This window comes from Aeromicrobium sp. 10G20-16 (genome assembly GCF_055809665.1).
In genome coordinates this window covers 1,663,259-1,681,677 of the sequence record NZ_CM147919.1, presented here as the reverse complement: position 1 = coordinate 1,681,677, position 18,419 = coordinate 1,663,259, and the positions used below count along the sequence as shown (strand labels likewise).

At 70.1% G+C, this 18,419-nt stretch carries 16 protein-coding genes; 8 read left to right on the top strand and 8 right to left on the bottom strand.

From position 1 onward, the window contains the following. Positions 1 to 8 precede the first annotated feature (8 nt). From AC0L5F_RS08450 to AC0L5F_RS08435, 4 genes are read right to left on the bottom strand one after another with little or no spacing between them, the layout of a single operon-like run. Complete coding sequence (locus AC0L5F_RS08450; protein WP_473312879.1) at positions 9 to 875, bottom strand: enoyl-CoA hydratase-related protein; 867 nt, start codon at positions 873 to 875, stop codon at positions 9 to 11. After that, positions 872 to 1,924, bottom strand: coding sequence for a zinc-binding dehydrogenase (locus tag AC0L5F_RS08445; RefSeq protein WP_473312878.1), 1,053 nt, complete (start codon positions 1,922 to 1,924; stop codon positions 872 to 874). Before AC0L5F_RS08445 ends, AC0L5F_RS08450 begins: the two co-directional genes overlap by 4 nt. Before the next feature lie 3 nt (positions 1,925 to 1,927). Then, the gene (locus tag AC0L5F_RS08440) at positions 1,928 to 2,887 is read right to left on the bottom strand and encodes an NAD(P)H-dependent flavin oxidoreductase (protein ID WP_473312877.1); all 960 of its coding nucleotides are present in this window, start codon (positions 2,885 to 2,887) and stop codon (positions 1,928 to 1,930) included. After that, positions 2,884 to 3,702 carry an enoyl-CoA hydratase-related protein gene (locus AC0L5F_RS08435; protein WP_473312876.1) on the bottom strand — a complete coding sequence of 273 codons (819 nt, stop codon included), beginning with the start codon at positions 3,700 to 3,702 and terminating at the stop codon, positions 2,884 to 2,886. The genes AC0L5F_RS08440 and AC0L5F_RS08435 overlap by 4 nt, the downstream gene beginning before the upstream one ends. 214 nt (positions 3,703 to 3,916) lie before the next feature. Between AC0L5F_RS08435 and AC0L5F_RS08430 the strand changes: the two genes are divergently transcribed. The 3 genes from AC0L5F_RS08430 to AC0L5F_RS08420 are packed head-to-tail and all read left to right on the top strand — an operon-like array spanning position 3,917 to position 7,121. Then, positions 3,917 to 5,629 (top strand): class I adenylate-forming enzyme family protein, encoded by a 1,713-nt coding sequence (locus AC0L5F_RS08430; RefSeq protein ID WP_473312875.1) that lies wholly within the window; start codon positions 3,917 to 3,919, stop codon positions 5,627 to 5,629. Next, entirely contained in the window at positions 5,629 to 6,342 is a 714-nt protein-coding gene (locus AC0L5F_RS08425) for a VOC family protein (protein ID WP_473312874.1), read from the top strand. The genes AC0L5F_RS08430 and AC0L5F_RS08425 overlap by 1 nt, the downstream gene beginning before the upstream one ends. After that, complete coding sequence (locus AC0L5F_RS08420) at positions 6,339 to 7,121, top strand: enoyl-CoA hydratase/isomerase family protein (protein ID WP_473312873.1); 783 nt, start codon at positions 6,339 to 6,341, stop codon at positions 7,119 to 7,121. The genes AC0L5F_RS08425 and AC0L5F_RS08420 overlap by 4 nt, the downstream gene beginning before the upstream one ends. Before the next feature lie 433 nt (positions 7,122 to 7,554). On the opposite strand, the gene AC0L5F_RS08415 is transcribed toward AC0L5F_RS08420, so the two are convergent. The 3 genes from AC0L5F_RS08415 to AC0L5F_RS08405 form a co-directional block, all read right to left on the bottom strand. Then, entirely contained in the window at positions 7,555 to 9,123 is a 1,569-nt protein-coding gene (locus AC0L5F_RS08415) for an AMP-binding protein (protein WP_473312872.1), read from the bottom strand. A 543-nt stretch (positions 9,124 to 9,666) separates the two neighbouring features. After that, positions 9,667 to 11,184 carry a carotenoid oxygenase family protein gene (locus tag AC0L5F_RS08410; protein ID WP_473312871.1) on the bottom strand — a complete coding sequence of 506 codons (1,518 nt, stop codon included), beginning with the start codon at positions 11,182 to 11,184 and terminating at the stop codon, positions 9,667 to 9,669. Between the two features lie 28 nt (positions 11,185 to 11,212). Beyond that, complete coding sequence (locus AC0L5F_RS08405) at positions 11,213 to 12,475, bottom strand: acetyl-CoA acetyltransferase (RefSeq protein WP_473312869.1); 1,263 nt, start codon at positions 12,473 to 12,475, stop codon at positions 11,213 to 11,215. A 191-nt stretch (positions 12,476 to 12,666) separates the two neighbouring features. Here AC0L5F_RS08405 and AC0L5F_RS08400 point away from each other — a divergent pair, with 191 nt between their 5' ends. Continuing rightward, on the top strand, positions 12,667 to 13,635 hold the full coding sequence (locus AC0L5F_RS08400; protein WP_473312868.1) for a winged helix-turn-helix transcriptional regulator: 969 nt from the start codon (positions 12,667 to 12,669) through the stop codon (positions 13,633 to 13,635). Here AC0L5F_RS08400 and AC0L5F_RS08395 read toward each other — a convergent pair. Continuing rightward, positions 13,632 to 14,627, bottom strand: coding sequence for a winged helix-turn-helix transcriptional regulator (locus AC0L5F_RS08395; protein ID WP_473312867.1), 996 nt, complete (start codon positions 14,625 to 14,627; stop codon positions 13,632 to 13,634). The genes AC0L5F_RS08400 and AC0L5F_RS08395 overlap by 4 nt on opposite strands. Before the next feature lie 228 nt (positions 14,628 to 14,855). On the opposite strand from AC0L5F_RS08395, the gene AC0L5F_RS08390 reads away from it, so the two are divergent. From AC0L5F_RS08390 to AC0L5F_RS08375, 4 genes are read left to right on the top strand one after another with little or no spacing between them, the layout of a single operon-like run. Continuing rightward, positions 14,856 to 15,614, top strand: a complete 759-nt coding sequence (locus AC0L5F_RS08390) for an ABC transporter ATP-binding protein (RefSeq protein WP_473312865.1) — start codon at positions 14,856 to 14,858, stop codon at positions 15,612 to 15,614. Continuing rightward, positions 15,611 to 16,327: an ABC transporter ATP-binding protein gene (locus AC0L5F_RS08385; protein WP_473312863.1), complete on the top strand. Its 717-nt coding sequence runs from the start codon at positions 15,611 to 15,613 to the stop codon at positions 16,325 to 16,327. The genes AC0L5F_RS08390 and AC0L5F_RS08385 overlap by 4 nt, the downstream gene beginning before the upstream one ends. Positions 16,328 to 16,338: 11 nt before the next feature. Continuing rightward, the gene (locus AC0L5F_RS08380; protein WP_473312862.1) at positions 16,339 to 17,238 is read left to right on the top strand and encodes a branched-chain amino acid ABC transporter permease; all 900 of its coding nucleotides are present in this window, start codon (positions 16,339 to 16,341) and stop codon (positions 17,236 to 17,238) included. After that, positions 17,235 to 18,338 (top strand): branched-chain amino acid ABC transporter permease, encoded by a 1,104-nt coding sequence (locus AC0L5F_RS08375; RefSeq protein ID WP_473312861.1) that lies wholly within the window; start codon positions 17,235 to 17,237, stop codon positions 18,336 to 18,338. The genes AC0L5F_RS08380 and AC0L5F_RS08375 overlap by 4 nt, the downstream gene beginning before the upstream one ends. Positions 18,339 to 18,419 lie beyond the last annotated feature (81 nt).

Here is an 18,419-nt window from a genome sequence, read left to right as displayed (position 1 = left end):
GCGAGCGGCTAGAACTCGGGGTCGGTCCACCAGGGGTAGGTGCTGGGGGCGTCTTGGGGGAGGCGGCCCGGGAACTGGGGCGGCCGCTTCTCGAGGAAGGAGCTGATCCCTTCGACGACGTCGGCGGTTCCGCCGAGCTCGAAGTTCAGCTTGGAGTCCACGCGATGGGCGTCCATCGGGTGCGGCGACCCGACGAACTGCCACAGCATCTGACGGATCATGCCGACCGCCACCGGAGCCGTGTTGTCGACGATCTCGCGCGCCAGCTCGTAGGCCGCGGGCAGCAGCTCGTCGTCGGGATGCACGCTGCGCACCAGCCCGGCCTCCTTGGCCTCGGCGGCCGAGACCTTGCGCCCGGTCATCATCCACTCGGCAGCCGTGGCCACCCCCACCTTGCGCGGCAGGAACCAGGTCGATGCCGCCTCGGGCACGATCCCGCGCCGCGCGAACACGAACGCGAATCGCGCCGACTCAGCGGCCAGCACCATGTCCATCGGCAGCAGCATGGTCGCGCCGAGACCAGCCGCGACCCCGTTGACCGCACCGATGATCGGCTTGGTCGAGCGGAACTCCGCCAGCGCGATCAGCCCGCCGGTGTCGCGGTAGGAGTCGACGTCGTCGCCCCAGCCGCGGTCCTCGGCGTCGAGCGACTTGGCCCCGCCCGACACGTCGGCGCCGGCGCAGTAGGCGCGGCCGCGGCCGGTGACCACCACCACCCGCACGTCGGGGTCGTCATTGGTGCGGGTGAACACGTCGATCAGCTCGTGCACCATCGGCGTCGTGATGGCGTTCATCTGCTCGGGCCGGTTCAGCTCGACCGTCGCGACCTGGTCGGTGACGGTGCAGACGAGGTTCTCGTAGTCGTAGTCGGTCATGGTTCTCCTGGGGGGCTGCTGGGCAGGTCGGTGCTCTTGGGTCGGGCGTTCTGGGTCGGGAGTTCGAGGTCGACGATCCCGCGCCCGAGGGTGCGACCGGCCAGCAGGTCGCAGATTGCGTCGGGCACGGACTCCAGGCCGTGGCTGATGGTGACCGCGGGTGTGAGACGCCGGTGCTGGGCCAGCTCGATCGCTGCGACTCGCTGCTCGAGGGCAGGCCGCTGGTCCTCGTGGTCGGTGACCGAGAACCCGGCCAGCGTCAGCCGGCGGGAGATCAGCAGCGACGTGTCGGGCAGCACGGGTTCGTGCTCGAGGCTGCCGACGCGACCGACCGCCACGATCCGGCCCTGCTCGCGCATGAGCGGCAACGCCACACGCACGTGGTCACCGCCGACCGAGTCGGCGTAGACGTCGAGACCGTCGGGCGCCACCTCGCGCAGCTGCGGCTCCAGGTCCCGGCGACGGTCCACCACGCGGTCGACTCCGAGACCCCGCAGGTGTGCGAGGCGATCCTCGCCACTGGCGCTCGCCACCACGGTGGCGCCGCACGCGAGGGCGAGCTGCACGGCGCACGAGCCCACGCCCCCGGCCGCGGCGGAGATCCAGACCGTCTCGCCCGAAGCGAGGCGTCCCATCGTGAAGAGCGCGACGTGTGCGGTCAGTCCCACGTGCCCGAGCAGGGTCAGGTGCCGCACGGGATCGTCCTGATCGGTCACCCGAACCAGGTCGGCCGCGACCACGTTCTCCTCGGCCCACGGCAGCAGCCCGACGACGTCGTCTCCGACCGACACCCGCGGGTCGTCGGACTCCGTGACCACTGCGACGACATCGCTGCGCGGCACGTCCCCGACGCCGAGGCCCGGCCCCAGCGCGGTCGAGCGTCCGGTGCCGAGGCGGTGCTTCAGCCCGGCGTTGAGGCCGATCATGCGGGTGCGCACCCGCACCTCCCCGGGACCGAGCGGCTCCGGCGAGCGGTCGACGAGGCGAAGGTCCGCGGGCACGATCCGGGAACCGGGGATCCGGTCCAGCCGCACCTCACGCACGGTCACGACTCAGACCGAGGAGAGAGTGAGCCCGGAGAAGCGTTGGGCGGCTGCGCGGTACTCGGTCTCCAGGCGATCGACGACGTCGGCGACGGGCTCGATCGCGTGGATGGTCTGCAGGCCTTGGCCAGCGGCCCAGATGTCCTTCCAGCGCTTGTGGCCGCCTGCGGTGGAGTCGTAGTTGCGCGCGGTGGGGGCCGCGAGCTCGTCGGGATCCATGCCGTTGGCGATCAGGCTGGGCCGCAGCCACGAGGCGTCGGTGCCGGTGACGCCGGAGCTGACGACGATGTCGTCGGTGCCGTGGTCGACCACCATCTGCTTGTACGCCTCGGGGGCCATGCTCTCGGTGGTCGGCAGGAAGCGCGTGCCCATGTAGACCAGGTCGGCGCCCGCGGCGATCGCGCCGGCCACGCCCTGGCCGTCGCTGATGCCGCCGCCGATGGTGACCAGGCCGTCGAAGAACTCGCGCACTCCCGACACGAACGCGAACGGCGACAGGTGACCGGTGTGCCCGCCGGCGCCGGTGGACACGCAGGCGAGGCCGTCGACTCCGAGGGCCGTGGCCTTGCGGGCCAGCTTGAGGTTGACCACGTCGGCGATCACGATGCCGCCGTAGCCCTTGACCGTCTCCATGACCGGCGCGGGCGAGCCGAGGGCCGTGATGACGATGGGCGGCTGGTGCTCCGCGACCAGCTTGAGGTCGTCGGCCAGGCGGGTGTTGGTGCTGTGGGTGACCAGATTCAGCGCCCATGGCGCCACGGTGTCGGACTGCTCGCGCGCGTTGTCCAGGGTGTCGTTGATGGTGCCCATCCAGCTGTCGAGCTCGTCGAGCGTGCGGCAGTTGGGTGCGGGGAACGCGCCGACGACACCGGACGTGCACGCGGCGATGACCAGGTCGGTGCCCGAGATCAGGAACATCGGGGCGGCCACGACGGGTAGGCGCAACGGGGTGGGCAGAGGGGTGCTCATGTCGTCTCTCGGTCGGGGTCGGTGACTCGGGTGGCGAGTCCGGCGAACTGGGGGGCGCGGCGCTCGACGAAGCTCGAGACGCCCTCGGCCACGTCGGGCGAGGACAGGAAGTCGTCGATCACGGCGTCGACGGACTCGACCGACTCGGCCAGGGTGCGGTCGGCGGTGGTCCAGAGCTGGCGCTTGATGTGTGCCATCGACGTGGGGGAACAGTGGGCCGCGAGGTCCGCGGCGATCTCTCGCGCGCGCTCGAGCGGGTGGTCGGCGGTCTCGGTGACGACACCGAGGCGGGCCGCCTCCGTGCCGTCGAAGGTGCGCCCGGTGAGCAACAGCTCGTGCGCCACTGCCGCGCCGGCGATCCGCTGCAGCAGCCACTCGCCGCCGTGCATGGCCGGCAGGCCGCGGCGGGCAAAGGCGGTGGAGAAGCGCGCGGTGGGGGCCGCGACGCGGATGTCGCACATCAGCGCCTGCACCAGGCCGATGCCGGCGCACGGTCCGACGACGGCCGCGACCATCGGCTTGGGCACCAGGCTCGGGAACCACTCGGGCTGCTCGATCTCGGCCGCGAGCGGGTTGGTGGTGCCGGTCTCGGTGTAGGTGGTCAGGGCCGCGGTGTCGGCGCCCGGGCAGAACGCCTCGCCCGCGCCGGTGACCACGATGGCCCGCACCTGCGCGTCGGCGGTGACGGTCTCGAGCGCCTCGTAGTAGCCGGCCTGCATGCCGACGGTCCACGCGTTCTTGCGCTCGGGACGGTTCAGTGTGACGACCGCGATGCCGTCATCGACGTCGACGAGGACGGGGTCTGCATCGCCCACGAGGCCGTTCCTCTCTGTCCGCCTAGACACTATCGCTGTTGAAGGGAGTCAATCAGACGACTGGTCCAGATCGATATTCGATCCATCATGACGTGTAATCGAGCAAATGACTAGTCACTTGCTATCTAGTAGTTATCGTGTCGTTGATCTACGATGACGAACGTCGAGGGTGAATCCGCTCATCGGCAGTCACGGCGCAAGGAGGCCACCGAGCATGCGGCTGTTCCCGGAGGAGACCGCGGCGCAGATGCGTCGCGACGGCTGGTGGTCAGGACGGTCGTGGACCGACCTGCTGACCGAGCACCGCACCACGTGGCCCGAGAAGCCCTCGTTGCTCGATCCGCCCAATCGATCGTCATTCATCCACGGGGAGCCGCGGCGGTGGACCTGGGCCGAGGTCGGCGACCAGGTCGACCGGCTGTCGCGGGTGCTGTTCGAGCACGGCGTCCGGCGCGACGTCATCGTCGGCGTGCAGCTGCCCAACTGCGTCGAGCTGCCGGTGGCGCTGCTGGCCGCCGCGCGACTCGGCGCGATCGTCAGCCCGTTCCCGGTGCAGTACCGCCGCCACGAGCTTGCCGGCATGGGTTCGGCCGCCGGGCTGCAGGTCTTCGTCACCGCACACCATGCGATGGGCCGCGACATGGCCGCCGACGTCGCCGCGCTCACCGCAGACGTTCCCACGCTGCGGTCGGTGCTGGCACTCGGCCCCGGCGACGCCGAGGGTGTCGAGGGAATCGACGACGCCATGGCCGCAGCCGACCAGGACTCGCCCGAGCTGGCGGCCTACCTCGACGACCTGGACCTCGTCGCCAACGACTGCGTCACGCTGGTGTGGACGTCCGGCACCGAGGGCGTGCCTAAGGGCGTGCCGCGCGCCTACGGCGACTGGGAGGTGCTGACGCAGGCCTGCTCGCAGGCTCCGCGCCTCACCCGCGACGACGTCCTGCTGAACCCGTTCCCGATGGTCAACGGCGGAGGCCTGGCCGGCATGTTCCTGCCGTGGCTGGAGCTCGGCACCACGCTGGCACAGCACCAGCCGTTCGACCTCGACGTGTTCATCGGCCAGGTCGAGGACGAGCAGGTCACCTACACGTGCGCCCCGCCGATGGTGCTCGACACCCTGGTCTCGGACGAGGCCACCTTCAACCGTCGCGACCTGTCCTCGCTGCGCGCCGTGGGCTCCGGCTCCGCACCGCTGTCGGGCTGGATGATCAAGCGGTGGGAGGCCGACCACGGCGTCGAGGTGCTCAACCTGTTCGGCTCCAACGAGGGCGGCGTGCTGTTCTCGGACCCCGAGACCGTGCCCGAGCCGTCCGACCGCGGCCGGTTCTTCCCGCGCTACGGGCGGCCCGAGACGCCGTACCGGGTCGACGTCGCCCACGCCATGCAGGGGCGGTTGGTCGACCTGGCCGACGGCAGCGAGATCACCGAGCCGGGGCGACCCGGCGAGCTACGGCTCAAGGGCCCGACGATCTTCGCCGGCTACTGGAACCGTGGGCGCCACGGCTTCGACGACGACGGCTGGTTCTGCACCGGCGACGTCTTCGAGATCAGTGCCGACGACACCAACTACCTCACCCACGTCGACCGCGCGAAGGACCTGATCATCCGCGGTGGGTTCAAGATCTCCGCGGCCGAGCTGGAGGGCCTGGTCATCGGCGACGAGAAGGTCACCGAGGTCGCAGCGGTGGCGATGCCCGACCAGCGCCTCGGCGAGCGGGTCTGCCTGTTCGTCGTGCCGCGCGATCCGGCCGACCCGCCGACCCTCGACGCGATCATCGCGCGCCTGTCCGACGAGGGCGTCGCGAAGTTCAAGTGGCCCGAGCGCCTCGAGATCGTCGACGCCCTGCCCCGCAACCCGATCGGCAAGATCCTCAAGCGCGAGCTGCGCACACGGCTCGCCGACCCCGTGCCCCAGGAGGCCTGATGACCCGCGTCCCCACCATCCGCCAGGTGGTCGTGCTCGTGCCCGACCTCGACGAGGCGATCGCCGAGGCGCGCGAGACCTTCGGCTTCACCTCCGGCACCCGCGACCCCGAGTCGATGGCCGAGCTCGGCTTCGTGCACGAGGTCTGCTCGTTCCGCGACACGTTCCTTGAGATCGTCGCGCCCACCACGGCGGACTCGGCGCACGGCCGCCTCGTCGCGAGCAAGGGCGCAGTCGGCTACATGATCGTGGTGCAGGTGGCCGACCTGAAGGCGGCCATCGCCCGGGCCGCCGACCTCGGCATCGAGCCGGTGCTCGCCGAGCCGTTCGAGGGCAACGAGATCTCGCAGTGGCACCCCAAGTCGCTGGGTACGCTCGCCGAGCTCGACCAGATGTCCGACCCCGACTCGTGGCACTTCGCACCCCGCATCTTCGAGGCGTCGTGCACCGACGTGGCTCGCGACATCGTCGGCTCCGATCTCGCGGTGCCCGACCCCGAGGCCATGGCGCAGACGTGGTCGACCGTGCTGGACCTGCCCCTCACCGACCCGACCACGCTCACGCTGCAGGACACGACGCTGCGGTTCGTGCCGTCGGTCGACGGCGCACGCGGCCTGGTGGCCGTCGACGTGGTCGCCACCGATCCGGCGCGCGTCGGCGACGTGGTGAAGCTGGCCGGCGTCGACTTCCGCTTCGTGGCTGGTGCCGCATGAGCGAGTTCGTCACGTACGAGGTGGCCGACCGGGTCGCCGTCATCACCATCGACCGCCCCGAGAAGCGCAACGCGCTCAGCTACTCGATGCTCGCGGCGATCCGGGCCCACGTGCTCGAGGCGTCCGACGATCCGGAGGTGGGTGCGATCGTGCTCACCGGCGTGCCCGGCCAGTTCTGCGCCGGCACCGACCTCACCGAGCTGCACGAGGTGAAGCCCGGCACCACGGTCGAGGACCGCAGCCAGCACACCGACGGCCAGCACTGGTTCCTCACTGACTGTTCCAAGCCGGTCATCGCCGCCATCGACGGCCCGGCCGCCGGCCTCGGCGTCGAGCTGGCCACCCAGTGCGACTTCCGCATCGCGTCCACCCGGGCGCGGTTCTCCTGGATCTTCGTGCAGCGCGGGCTGGTGCCCGACACCGGCGCCGGCACCTGGCTGCTGCCTCAGCTGGTCGGTCTGCAGATGGCCAAGCGGCTGGTGTTCTCCGGCGACTTCATCGACGCGGCCGAGGCCCAGCGCATCGACTTCGTGCTCGACGTGGTCGAGCCCGAGCAGCTGATGGACGCCGCACGGTCGCTCGCGGCCAGCGTGTCGAGCGGCTCGCCGTTCGCGATCGAGCGGGTCAAGCGCCTGCTCAACACCTCGTCGGCCAAACCGCGCGAGCAGCACCTCGTCGACCACGTGGCCGCGATGACCGAGTGCCAGCTGTCCGACGACCACAAGGAAGGCGTCGCCGCCTTCCTCGAAAAGCGCCCCGCCGTCTTCACCGGCCGCTAGTCGGCGAACGGCCTGTTGGCCAGGGAGCGGAGCGACCGTGAGGGCGGAGCCCGAGGCGAACGACAGCCGACGGGCTTGCGGTGGTCTCGCCTCGGTCGCTCGTTCCTCGCTCCCTCACAGTCGGCCGCATGCGGCCTCCTTGGCGAGCGGGCCTGTTCGCCAGGGAGCGGAGCGACCGTGCCCTTCGCTTCGCTCACGCTTCGCTAGGGCCCGCTTCGCGAGGCGAACGACAGCCGGCGGGCTTGCGGTGGTCTCGCCTCGGTCGCTGACGCTCCCTCACAGTCGGCCGCAAGCGGCCTCCTTGGCGAGCGGGCCTGTTCGCCAGGGAGCGGAGCGACCGTGCCCTTCGCTTCGCTCACGCTTCGCTAGGGCCCGCTCCGCGAGGCGAACGACAGCTGACCGGCTTGCTGTCGCCTCGGTCGGTGGTGCTCCCTCAGGCCCCGTCAACCGTCGAGGCCACGTAGCGCTGCTGGAGCTGGCGCTTGTAGAGCTTGCCTGCGGGGGAGCGCGGCATCTGGTCGATGACGTCGACGGTGCGCGGCACCTTGTGGCGGGCCAGACGCCCGCGCACGAACTCGCGCAGCTCGGCCGAGATGGCGCTGGTGTCGCCAGCAGGCGGCTCGGCCAGCTGCACCACCGCCTTGACCTGCTCACCGAACTCCTCGTCAGGGATCCCGAACACCGCGACGTCGAGCACGTCGGGGTGCTCGATCAGGACGTCCTCGATCTCCTGCGGCGAGATGTTCACGCCGCCGGAGATGATCATGTAGTCCGTGCGGTCGGTCAGGTACAGGTAGCCCTCGTCGTCGAGGTGGCCCATGTCGCCGAGCGTCGTCCACGCGGGGTGCAGCGGGTGACGGGTGGCGGCCGTCTTGCCCGGCTCGTCGCGGTACTCGAAGGTGGTCCGGGCGCCCTCGGTCTCGAAGTAGACCACCCCGTCGACCCCGGGCGGCACGTCATGACCGTCGAGGTCGCACACGTGCACGGTCACCCCAGGACTCGCGCGCCCGACCGTCCCCGGGTGCGCGAGCCACTGCTCGGAGTCGACCAGCGTGGACCCGTTGTCCTCGCTGCCCGCGTAGTACTCGTGCAGCACCGGCCCCCACCACTGGATCATCTGGCGCTTGACCGACTCGGGGCACGGGCTGGCGCCGTGGATGACATACCGCAGCGACGAGACGTCGGCCGACTGCTTGACCGCGTCGTCGAGGCGCAGCAGCCGCACAAACATGGTTGGCACCATGAGCGCGTGGGTCGGCCGGTACCGGGCGATCGCGTCGAGCGAGGCCGCTGCCTCGAAGTGCTCCATCACCACGATGGTGGCGCCCATCGCGCTGAGTCCGGCACACAGCGACAGCGGTGCCGCGTGGTACAGCGGCGCCGGGCTCAGACAGATGGTGTCGGCCGAGACGTCGAACGCGTTCGCGAGCCACGTGGCCAGCGCCGCGTTGCCCTCGTCCACCGTGACGCCGGGCAGGTCGCGCACGATCGCCTTGGGCTTGCCGGTGCTTCCCGAGCTGTACAGCATGTGCGAGCCGAGCGGCTCGTCGTCGAGCGGCTCGGAGGGCAGGTCGCGCAGCGCGGTGTCGTAGTCGGTGAATCCGTCGAGCTCGCCGTCGAGGCTGAGCCGCAGCTGCAGGTCGAGCTGGTCGTCGTCCAGCGCGCGGGCCAGGTCGGTCAGGTGCGACTCGACCACCACGACCTTGGCGCCGCAGTTCTGCACCACGTAGTGCGCCTCGGCGCCGGTCAGGTAGGTGTTGACCGGTGTGAAGTACAGGCCCGACCGCATCGCCGCCCAGTAGATCTCGAAGTACCGCAGGTGGTTGCCGATCACGACGGCCAGGTGGTCGCCGGGACGCAGCCCGGCTGCCCGCAGCACCTCGGCGAGCCGGCGCGAGCGGTCCTCGAGGTCGCGATAGGTCAGGGTCTCGCCGGTCTCGGCGATGATGACCGCCGCCTTGTCGGGCGTGACGGTGGCGTGCGCGCGGGGTGAGAGGTTCACGTCAGCTTCCGTTCACCAGGTTTCGCCTCGGTCGCTCGTTCCTCGCTCCCTCACGTTCCTCGCAGAGCTCGTCACTGGCGAGCGGGTGGGAGGTCGCGGGCGGTCTTCTTGGCGAGCGGGGGCTGTTCGCCAGGGAGCGGAGCGACCGTGAGCGGAGCGAGGCGAACGACGGTTGTTCGGCGTGCGGTGGTCTCGCCTCGGTCGCTGGCGCTCCCTCACAGTCGGCCGCAAGCGGCCTCCTTGGCGAGCGGGGGCTGTTCGGCAGGCTTCGCCTCGGTCGCTCGTTCCTCGCTCCCTCACGTTCCTCGCGGAGCTCGTCACTGGCGAGCGGGTGGGAGGTCGCGGGCGGTCTTCTTGGCGAGCAGGGGCTGTTCGCCAGGGAGCGGAGCGACCGTGAGCGGAGCGAGGCGAACGACGATTGTTCGGCGTGCTGTCGCCTCGGTCGCTCGTTCCTCGCTCCCTCACGTTCCTCGCAGAGCTCGTCACTGGCGACCGGGTGGGAGGGCCCGGGCGGCCTCCTTGGCGAGCGGGGTTGGTGGGGAGTCACAGGCCGACGGAGGTGGCGGGGTCGTCGGCGGTGGCCCAGGTGGGGAGGTCGTCGCCGGGGGCCCAGGTGGAGTGGGTGCCGCTGGAGATGCGCTCGGGCAGGCGCAACGTGCACACCGGGCCGGCGGTGATGTCGGCGGCGTCGAAGACCAGGCAGAACGACGCGTCCGCGTTCATGTCGGTGGTCAGCGTGATGAGGTAGCCGTCGTCCTCGGCGGTGCTGCCGACCCGCGGGGCCATGGCCGACTCGCTGCCGTACACGCCGTCGGCGTACATGAAGCGCTGCTCGGTGCCGGTCCAGGTGTCGTGCTTGACCAGGCCGTCGAACAGGAACCACGCGGGCTTGCTCGTGGCGGCGTAGGCGTACCGGTACTCGTGCCCGGCGTGCGTGCCGTTCATCATCCCGAACTCGGTGATGGTGTCGCTGAGCTGCTGCTCCTTGACCTCGCCGGTGACCATGTTGAGGCGCCACCGGTGCAGGTGCGGCTGCATCCGGTCGTTGGCCAGGAAGCGAAACGCTCGCTGCCACTTGTCGCCCATGCCGTTGTCGGCCGGGGACGGGTCGTCCTCGAAGAAGCCGTCGACCACGATCTCGTCGCCGTCCTCGAACGCGTTGACCCAGTGCAGGACGAACGTGGCCTCGCAGTCGAACCACCGGATGTCCCCGGGGCCGCCCCGGCGGGGGATGACGCCGAGGCGCATCGGCATGTCGGGGTGGAACCGTGCGGCGTAGGCGCCCTGCTCGAGTCCCTCGGGGTCCCAGAACAGGGGGCAGTCGTTGAGGATGGCGTAGTTCTCGGTGAAGGCCATGTCGTGCGGCAGGCGTGGGCCGGGCAGCTCGATGGGCGTGTAGTGCACGAGCTCGTCGTTCTTGTCGACCACGCCGTAGTTCATGTACGGCGCCTCGGTGCTGTAGTTGAAGAACAGCATCTCGCCGTTGGATTCGTCGATCTTGGGGTGCGCCGAGACCCCCCAGTCGAACGGGAACCTGCCGTTCCACGTGTCCTTGCCCAGCGTCTCCGCGGTGAGCGGATCGAGGCGGTACAGGTCGCCGCACTGGTAGAAGCTGGTCTTGGCGACACCGGCGTGCACCACGACGTCGGTGCTCGACGCGTCCTTCATCATGGTGCGGGCGCCCCAGCCGTGGTCCATCAGCGACAGGCTCGGCCGTTCGGCCAGGCCGGCCCACAGGCTCTTCTGCGCGTCCTGCTCCACGGTGAACCCGTCGGTGCGGACGAACCGGTTGCGGTAGAACGCGGTGCCGTCGCGGAACCCGACCACGTGCACCATGCCGTCACCGTCGAAGGGGTGGTAGTTCTTGATCGCCGGGTGCAGCGGGTTCTCGGTGTTGCGCAGGTAGACGCCGTCGAGGTCGGTGGGGATCTCGCCCTGCACGACGTCGAGGTCGTCGGCCTTCCACTCGGTGGTCTGCGGCTGCCACGGACCCGTGCGGTACGGGTGGTCGTCGTCCGCGGGCAGGGTCGACAGCATGCGTCCGACGACGTCGAGGTCCATGGATGCTCCTGGGTGAGGTGGGGGACGGTCAGGCCGGGGTGGGGCCGGACTCGACGACGAAGGACACGGCAGTCGTGAACGACCCGCCGACATTGACGGTGAGCACGCGCCGCGCGCCCTCGACCTGCAGTGGGCCAGCGGTGCCGGTCACCTGCCGCGTGGCGTCGAGCACCATGCGCACGCCGGTGGCGCCGACGGGGTGGCCGGACGAGAGCAGTCCGCCGCCGGGGTTGACCGGCAGCCGGCCACCCGGCTCGATGGTGCCGTCGAGGACGGCCTCGCCACCCTTGCCGCCGTCGACCAGACCGAGGTGCTCGAGCGTGACCAGGCCGGTGATGCTGAAGCAGTCGTGCATCTCCACCACGTCGACCGCGTCGATGCCGGTGACGTCGGCGCGCCGCATGGCGTCGGCGATTGCGCCGTGCAGGTGGGGGAAGAGGTGCTCGGTGCCGCGTGAGGCCGCCAGCTTGTCGGCCAGCAGCAGCGTGTCGGTGCGGTGGCCGAAGCCGCTGATGCGCGCCAGGTCGTGCAGCTCGAGTCCGCGGGCGGCTGCCCACTCGGCGGCGTAGGCCGGACCGGCGACGACGACAGCGGCCGCTCCGTCGGTGATGCGGCCGCAGTCGGTCTTGCGCAGGCGGCCCTCGACCAGCGGGTTCACCTCGTCGTTCTCGTCGAACGACCCGTCGGGGAAGCTCCAGCCGCGGGTCTGGGCCAGCGGGTTGCGGGCGCCGTTGGCGAAGGCGATCTCGGCGAAGCGGCCGAGCACGGCGTGGTCGAGGCCGTACCGCGCGTCGTACTCCTCGGCGACCTCGGCGAACAGCGCCGGCCAGGCGTACTCGGCGTCGAGCGCTTCGCGTCCGGCCCAGGCGGCGGTGCCGAGGTGGTCGGCGGCCTGCTTGGCCGACACGTTGCGCATCAGCTCGATGCCGACCACCAGGGCCACGTCGTACCGCCCGGAGGCGATGTCCGCGCCGGCTGCGACGAGCGCAGTGCTTCCGGAGGCGCACGCGGCTTCGTGGCGCGTGGACGGCAGTCCGACCAGGCCGGGTTCGGCCGCGGCGACCAGCCCGCCGAGCTGGGCCTGGCCGGCGAAGAGCTCGCCGGCGAGGTTGCCCACGTGGACGACCTCGACCTCGGACGGCTCGACCTGGGCGTCGGCGAACGTGGGCGGCAGCACCTCGCGGAGCATGTCGATCAGGCCGAGGCCCTCTGAACCCCAGTTGCGGGCGAAGTCGGTCTGGGCGCCGCCCAGCACGTACAGATCCTGCGATGCGGACCGGTCCCTGGACATGGCACTCCTCCGATGTGTGGCGTACAGCCATTACTACATGGTCAACAGTGACCGGTCAAGGGTGTGGCGCGGATGCCCTCGCGCCGACGCTGGTTGTCCTAGAGTGGAGCAGGCGATGGTCGGCCGCCTCTGTTGCTCCAGCGGTCGGTTCATCGTGGCAAGTCGACGACGCGGCGATCCGGGAGGTGCGCATGAGTGAGCAGGGCCCCGCGCCGATCGACACCGGCGGCACGGCCTCGCCGCTGGGTCGTGCCCTCGTGCTCACCGGCGACATGTGGTCCGTGCGCATCGTGCTGTCGATCTTTCGCGGCAACCGCCGCTTCCAGGACCTGCGCGAGGACCTGGCGATCTCGGACCCGGTGCTCTCGCGCCGGCTGCGCGGACTCGTCGAGGACGGGGTGTGCCGCACCCGCGAGTACCAGAGCAAGCCGCCGCGCAAGGAGTACCTGCTGACCGACGCCGGCCTCGACCTGTGGCGCGTCATGATCGCGATGTGGATCTGGGACCGCACCTGGGCCGGTCCTCAGCACCGTGATGCCGGCACCCGTCTGCGCCACACCACGTGCGGCGCGCTCACCAGTCCGGTCTTCGGGTGCGGGCACTGCGGGGCGATCGGGTTGTCCGCCCGCGACGTGCGGGGCACGATCGACGACCGCCTGCTGAAGGACGTGGTGAGTCGCCGCTCCCGCAGGTCTCCGGCGATGTCGAGCCCCATCGACGCGGCCGGCGTGCTGGGCGACCGCTGGTCGACCCTGATCCTGTCCGACGCACTGATGGGCAGTCGGCGGTTCGGCGAGTTCCAGGCGCGGCTCGAGGTCTCGCCGGTCACCCTGACCGACCGACTCAACCTGTTCGTCGACACCCAGATGCTGTCGCGCGAGTCGGTCAGCACCGGGGCGCGGCGCCAGGAGTACCGGCTGACGCCGAAGGGCCTGGACTTCTTCTCGGTCACCACGATGATCAACGACTGGGCGACCCGGTGGCTGTCCGACGACGGGCAGTCGGGGCTCACGCTCGTGCACTCGTCGTGCGGAGCCACGCTGCAGCCGCGGTTCACCTGCAACACCTGCAACCTCGAGCTCGCCCGACGCGAGGTCGCGATCGTCGGCCGCGACGACGACGTCGCCGGTGCCGTGGGACTCGGGATGACGGTCGGCTAGAACAGTCGCTCGGCTGACGGAGCGCGGCCGGACTGCACCGTCTCGATCGTCGACCCTCGCAGCGGCTGGCGGCACTCGCTGCACAGGAGCCTCGAGGTCAGCGCCGATCCGCACGTGGTGTGGGTGAGCAGCAGCGCCGGGCCCTCGGGAGCGGCGAACCAGCGCTGCCCCCACTCGATCATCGACAGCGCGACGGGGAGGAACGCCTTGCCCTTGGCCGTGAGGCGGTACTCCATCCGGTCGGGTCGGTCACGCGTCGGCTCCTGCGAGACCACCCCCAGCTCGCTGAACACGCGAAGGCGGTCCGCGACCACGGTGGGTGAGGCCGACAGCTGACGCTGGATGTCGCTGAACCGCGTCATGCCCTGCAGGACCGCTCCAATGATCGACATCGACCAGCGGTTGCCGATCAGCTCCATCGTCTCGTTGACGACCTCGTCGGGTCGCTTGTCGCCGCGCGAGCGCTGACGACGACCGTTGGTGGGCATGTTGCGCGACCACGCGCCGCTGGGGCCGGCCGCCGCGGCCAGGTTCTCCCAGGTGGCCGGCTCGTCGCACGCGATGCAGGTGAACTGCGGCTCGAAGAACTGGCCGCAGTCGGTGTGTCGCATGCGGGGCAGCTCGACGTCGTCGTCCTCGACCCAGCGCAGCTCCCACGACCACATCGCGATGAGGATGGGCCACACCTGGCGTCCGCGCTGCGTCAGTCGGTACTCGTGGCGTACGGGCCGGTCGCTGTACTGGATCTTGGCCAGCACCCCGCCGTCGACCAGAGACGTCAGTCGCGAGGTGAGCGCCGACCCCGGGATCGGCCCCCGGTGCACCCAGTCGGTGTAGTACTTCGCGCCCCGCAGGGCCTGACGGATGATCCACAGCGACCACTCGTCGGCGAGCAACCCGTAGGACATGGCGATGGCGTTGGGGCCGCCGGCTTCGAGGTGCGTGACGACGCCCGCTCCGGGCTCGTCGTCCACCTGCGCTTCGAGAGTCATCGCGTTCCAGTATCCGGCCAGATTCGCCACAGCGCGTCATGAATGCGCCGTGTCACGGCGTGCTCGGCAGCGCCACGGAGGACGGCAGGGCGGGTCTGATCTCGGCGTCTGCGAGTCCGTTGACCCTGGTCGCCCTGATGGGGTATAACTTTAGCCACGTTGCTAACTATAGTGATGGGCGTCACGTTCGACAAGCAGGGACGCCACCCCGAGAGTGAGGCGCAACACATGCTGGAGATCTCCGACCTGGTGATGAGGTTCGGCGGCGTGACCGCTCTGGACAGCGTCGGATTCACCGTGGAGAACGACGAGATCTGCGGGCTGATCGGCCCCAACGGTGCGGGCAAGACCTCGCTGTTCAACGCCGTCACCCGCATCTACCAGCCCGCCGGTGGCTCGATCCGCTTCGAGGGCAAGGACCTGCTGACGCTCAGCCGGCACCAGATCGTGCGCCAGGGCATCGTGCGCACCTTCCAGAACCTCGCACTGTTCCCGACGCTGTCGGTGCTCGACAACACCATCGTCGGTGCGCACAGCGTCAGCACCCCCAAGCTGGTGCCGTCGCTGCTCGGCTGGCCGACCACGCGTGCCGCGCGCCGGCGCATCGAGGGTCAGGCCTGGGAGCTGCTCGAACGCCTCGACCTGCTCGACGTCGCGGCGCAGCCGGCCGCCGGCCTGCCGTTCGGGACGCTCAAGCGCGTCGAGCTGGCCCGGGCCCTGATCAGCAAGCCGTCGCTGGTGCTGCTGGACGAGCCCGCCGGTGGACTGACCCACGCCGAGGTCAACGAGCTCGGTCAGCTGATCGTCGGGCTCAAGAAGGACTTCGGCTTCAGCGCCCTGCTCGTCGAGCACCACATGGGGCTGGTCATGGGCATCTGCGACCACGTGGTGGCGATGGACTTCGGCCGCGTCATCGCCGACGGAACCGCCAGCGAGGTCCAGCAGGATCCCGCCGTCGCCGCCGCCTACCTGGGAAGGACCGCATGAGCACGCCACTGCTGGAGGTGCGCGGCATGCGCGCCGGCTACGGCCAGATCAACATCCTCCACGACATCGACCTGACGGTCGGCGCGGGCGAGGTCGTCGTGGTGCTCGGTGCCAACGGCGCCGGAAAGACCACCCTGATGAGCGCCGTGTCCGGTCTGATCCCGCACACCGGCGACCTGCTCGTCGACGGCGACGTCGTGCGCAACCCGCGGCCCGACCAGATGCTGGCGCGCGGTGTCAGCCTGGTGCCGCAAGGGCGCGGCACCCTGACCGCGCTCACGGTGCGTGACAACCTGCGTGTCGGCGCCACGGGGTTGGCCGACCGCAGCCAGGTCGACGCCGAGATCGACCGCTGGTACTCGATCTTCCCCCGCCTCTCCGAGCGCAGCGACCAGATCGCCGGAACCCTGTCCGGCGGCGAGCAGCAGATGCTGGCCATCGCACGAGCTCTCATGAGCCGCCCGCGCCTGCTGCTGTGCGACGAGATCAGCCTCGGCCTCGCGCCGATCATCGTGCAGGACCTGTTCGACACCCTCCGCGAGGTCAGCGCCGACTCCGGCACCGCCCTGCTGCTGGTGGAGCAGAACGCCGAGCTGGCCCTGGCGATCGCCTCGCGGGTCTACCTGCTCGAGGTCGGATCGGTCGCGGCCAGCGGCTCCGCGGAGTCCTTCCGCGAGAGCAACGACATTCGCAAAGCCTACTTGGGTTACTAGGACGGACTTCGATGGACATCTTGCTGGCCCGGCTCTTCTCGGGCATCACCGACGGATCGATCTACGTCTTGATCGCCCTGGCGCTCGTGGTGGTCTTCCGCAGCTCCACCACGATCAACTTCGCCCAGGGCGAGTTCGCCCTCTTCACCACCTACTTCGCGTGGTGGCTGACCGAGCAGGGCGTCGGCATCTGGTTCGCCCTGGTGCCCACCATCGTGCTCGGCTTCGTCATGGGCGCGCTGGCCGAGAGGTTCCTCGTGCGCCCGGTGCGCAAGCGGGACGAGACGGCCATCTTGATCATCGGCCTCGGCCTCTTCACCGGGCTGAACGGACTCGACGGCTGGATCTGGGGATCCGACGACAAGGTCTTCCCGGCGGTGTTCCCCGAGGGCGAGAACGACTACATCTCGGTGATGGGGGCCCGGTTGCACTACGACTCGATCCTCGTGGTCGCCTCGATGATCGCGGTGGTCGCCGGCCTGTCGCTGCTGTTCAACCGGACCAGCGTCGGCCTGCAGATGCGGGCCGTGGCGACCAGCCCGGAGTCGGCCGCCCTGTGCGGCATCAAGGTCGGGCGCATCCTCACCCTCAGCTGGGGCCTGTCGGCCGCGATCGGCTCCTTCGCCGGCGTCATCCTGATCCCCGTCGTCCCGCCCGGGCAGCTCAACCTCGCGAGCATGTTCCACATCCTGATCTTCGCCGCGGCGGCAGCCCTGCTCGGCGGACTCGACAGCATCAAGGGCGCCGTCGTGGGCGGTCTCGTCCTGGGCGTCGGCCTGTCGTTGATCAATGGCTACGTGAGCTTCATCGAGGGCGGCATGTCGCTGACCACCGCCCTCATCCTCATTGTGATCGTGCTGACCATCAGGCCCGCTGGCCTGTTCGGCACCCGACGACTGGAGCGCGTGTGAGCACCGACCTCGATCCCACCCCCGCCGACGTGCAGGAGCCGGAGACGCCGACGGCCGAGGGGCGTCGCCCCGCCGTCATCGAGCGTGGCTCGCGTCCGCACCTGGTGATGCTGGGCGTGGCCGCGCTCGCGGCCCTCGCCGTCATCCTGTGGGGCGGCACGCTGGGCATCTTCGAGCAGGGCCAGCTGACCCGCGTGGCGATCTTCGCCATCGCGATCGCCGGCCTCAACGTGGCCACCGGCTACGTCGGCCTGCTGTCGGTCGGACACTCGGCGTTCTTCGGTCTCGGCGCCTACACGACCGGCGTCCTCGTCGTGAAGTACGACTGGGCCCCGCTGGCCACCATCCCGGCCGCGCTGGTGCTGTGCCTGGTGGTCGGCTTCCTCGTCGGTCTGCCGGCCCTGCGCATCCGTGGGCTCTACCTCGCGATGGTGACACTGGCGTTCGGCGTCGCCTTCCCCGAGATCATCGGACAGTTCGAGAGCCTGACCGGTGGTTCGGAGGGCATGACGATCCGCCGCACGATGCTGCGCCCGCCGGAGTGGTCCGGCTTCACGCTCGGGGAGCGCACCCAGTGGCTGTACTGGCTCAGCGTCGTCATCCTGCTGATCGTGATGTGGGTGATCCACAACCTGGTCAAGGGCCGCTACGGAATGGCCATGATCGCGGTCCGCGAGAACGAGATCGCGGCCTCGGCCTCGGGCGTCAACATCGCCATCATGAAGACCACCGCGTTCGGCGTCTCCGGCGCGATCACCGGCGTCGGCGGCAGCTTGTTCGCGATGTACATCGGCAGCCTCTTCGCCGAGGGCTCGTTCACCCTGCTGGCCGGCATCACGTTGCTGATCGGCCTGGTCATCGGCGGCGAGGCCACGCGCATGGGCCCGCTCGTCGGCGCCGCCGCCGTGGTGTTCCTCCCTTACTACACCTCATCTCTCGGTCAAGGTCAGGGCGCAGCCGTGCTGTTCGCCATCGCCCTGATCGCGGTCATCTTCGTGGCGCCTGCCGGCGTCGTCGGAGGCATCGCCAAGCTCGCACGCCGGTTCTTCGTGCTCGTGCCGGCCGCCCCGCGTCGAGCGAAGGAGGGAGCCACCGACTGATCTTGGTCGGCGCATCGCGGGGGAACGTGCGCATCACCACCTGTTCACACCAGACCACATCTCAACGAACACTCAGAAAGG

Coding starts and splice junctions, on each gene's coding strand:
- AC0L5F_RS08425 (WP_473312874.1), top strand. CDS start 5,629: ATGACCCGCGTCCCCACCATCCGCCAGGTGGTCGTGCTCGTGCCCGAC.
- AC0L5F_RS08400 (WP_473312868.1), top strand. CDS start 12,667: ATGAGTGAGCAGGGCCCCGCGCCGATCGACACCGGCGGCACGGCCTCG.
- AC0L5F_RS08450 (WP_473312879.1), bottom strand. CDS start 875: ATGACCGACTACGACTACGAGAACCTCGTCTGCACCGTCACCGACCAG.
- AC0L5F_RS08385 (WP_473312863.1), top strand. CDS start 15,611: ATGAGCACGCCACTGCTGGAGGTGCGCGGCATGCGCGCCGGCTACGGC.
- AC0L5F_RS08410 (WP_473312871.1), bottom strand. CDS start 11,184: ATGGACCTCGACGTCGTCGGACGCATGCTGTCGACCCTGCCCGCGGAC.
- AC0L5F_RS08440 (WP_473312877.1), bottom strand. CDS start 2,887: ATGAGCACCCCTCTGCCCACCCCGTTGCGCCTACCCGTCGTGGCCGCC.
- AC0L5F_RS08420 (WP_473312873.1), top strand. CDS start 6,339: ATGAGCGAGTTCGTCACGTACGAGGTGGCCGACCGGGTCGCCGTCATC.
- AC0L5F_RS08390 (WP_473312865.1), top strand. CDS start 14,856: ATGCTGGAGATCTCCGACCTGGTGATGAGGTTCGGCGGCGTGACCGCT.
- AC0L5F_RS08380 (WP_473312862.1), top strand. CDS start 16,339: ATGGACATCTTGCTGGCCCGGCTCTTCTCGGGCATCACCGACGGATCG.
- AC0L5F_RS08405 (WP_473312869.1), bottom strand. CDS start 12,475: ATGTCCAGGGACCGGTCCGCATCGCAGGATCTGTACGTGCTGGGCGGC.
- AC0L5F_RS08395 (WP_473312867.1), bottom strand. CDS start 14,627: ATGACTCTCGAAGCGCAGGTGGACGACGAGCCCGGAGCGGGCGTCGTC.
- AC0L5F_RS08430 (WP_473312875.1), top strand. CDS start 3,917: ATGCGGCTGTTCCCGGAGGAGACCGCGGCGCAGATGCGTCGCGACGGC.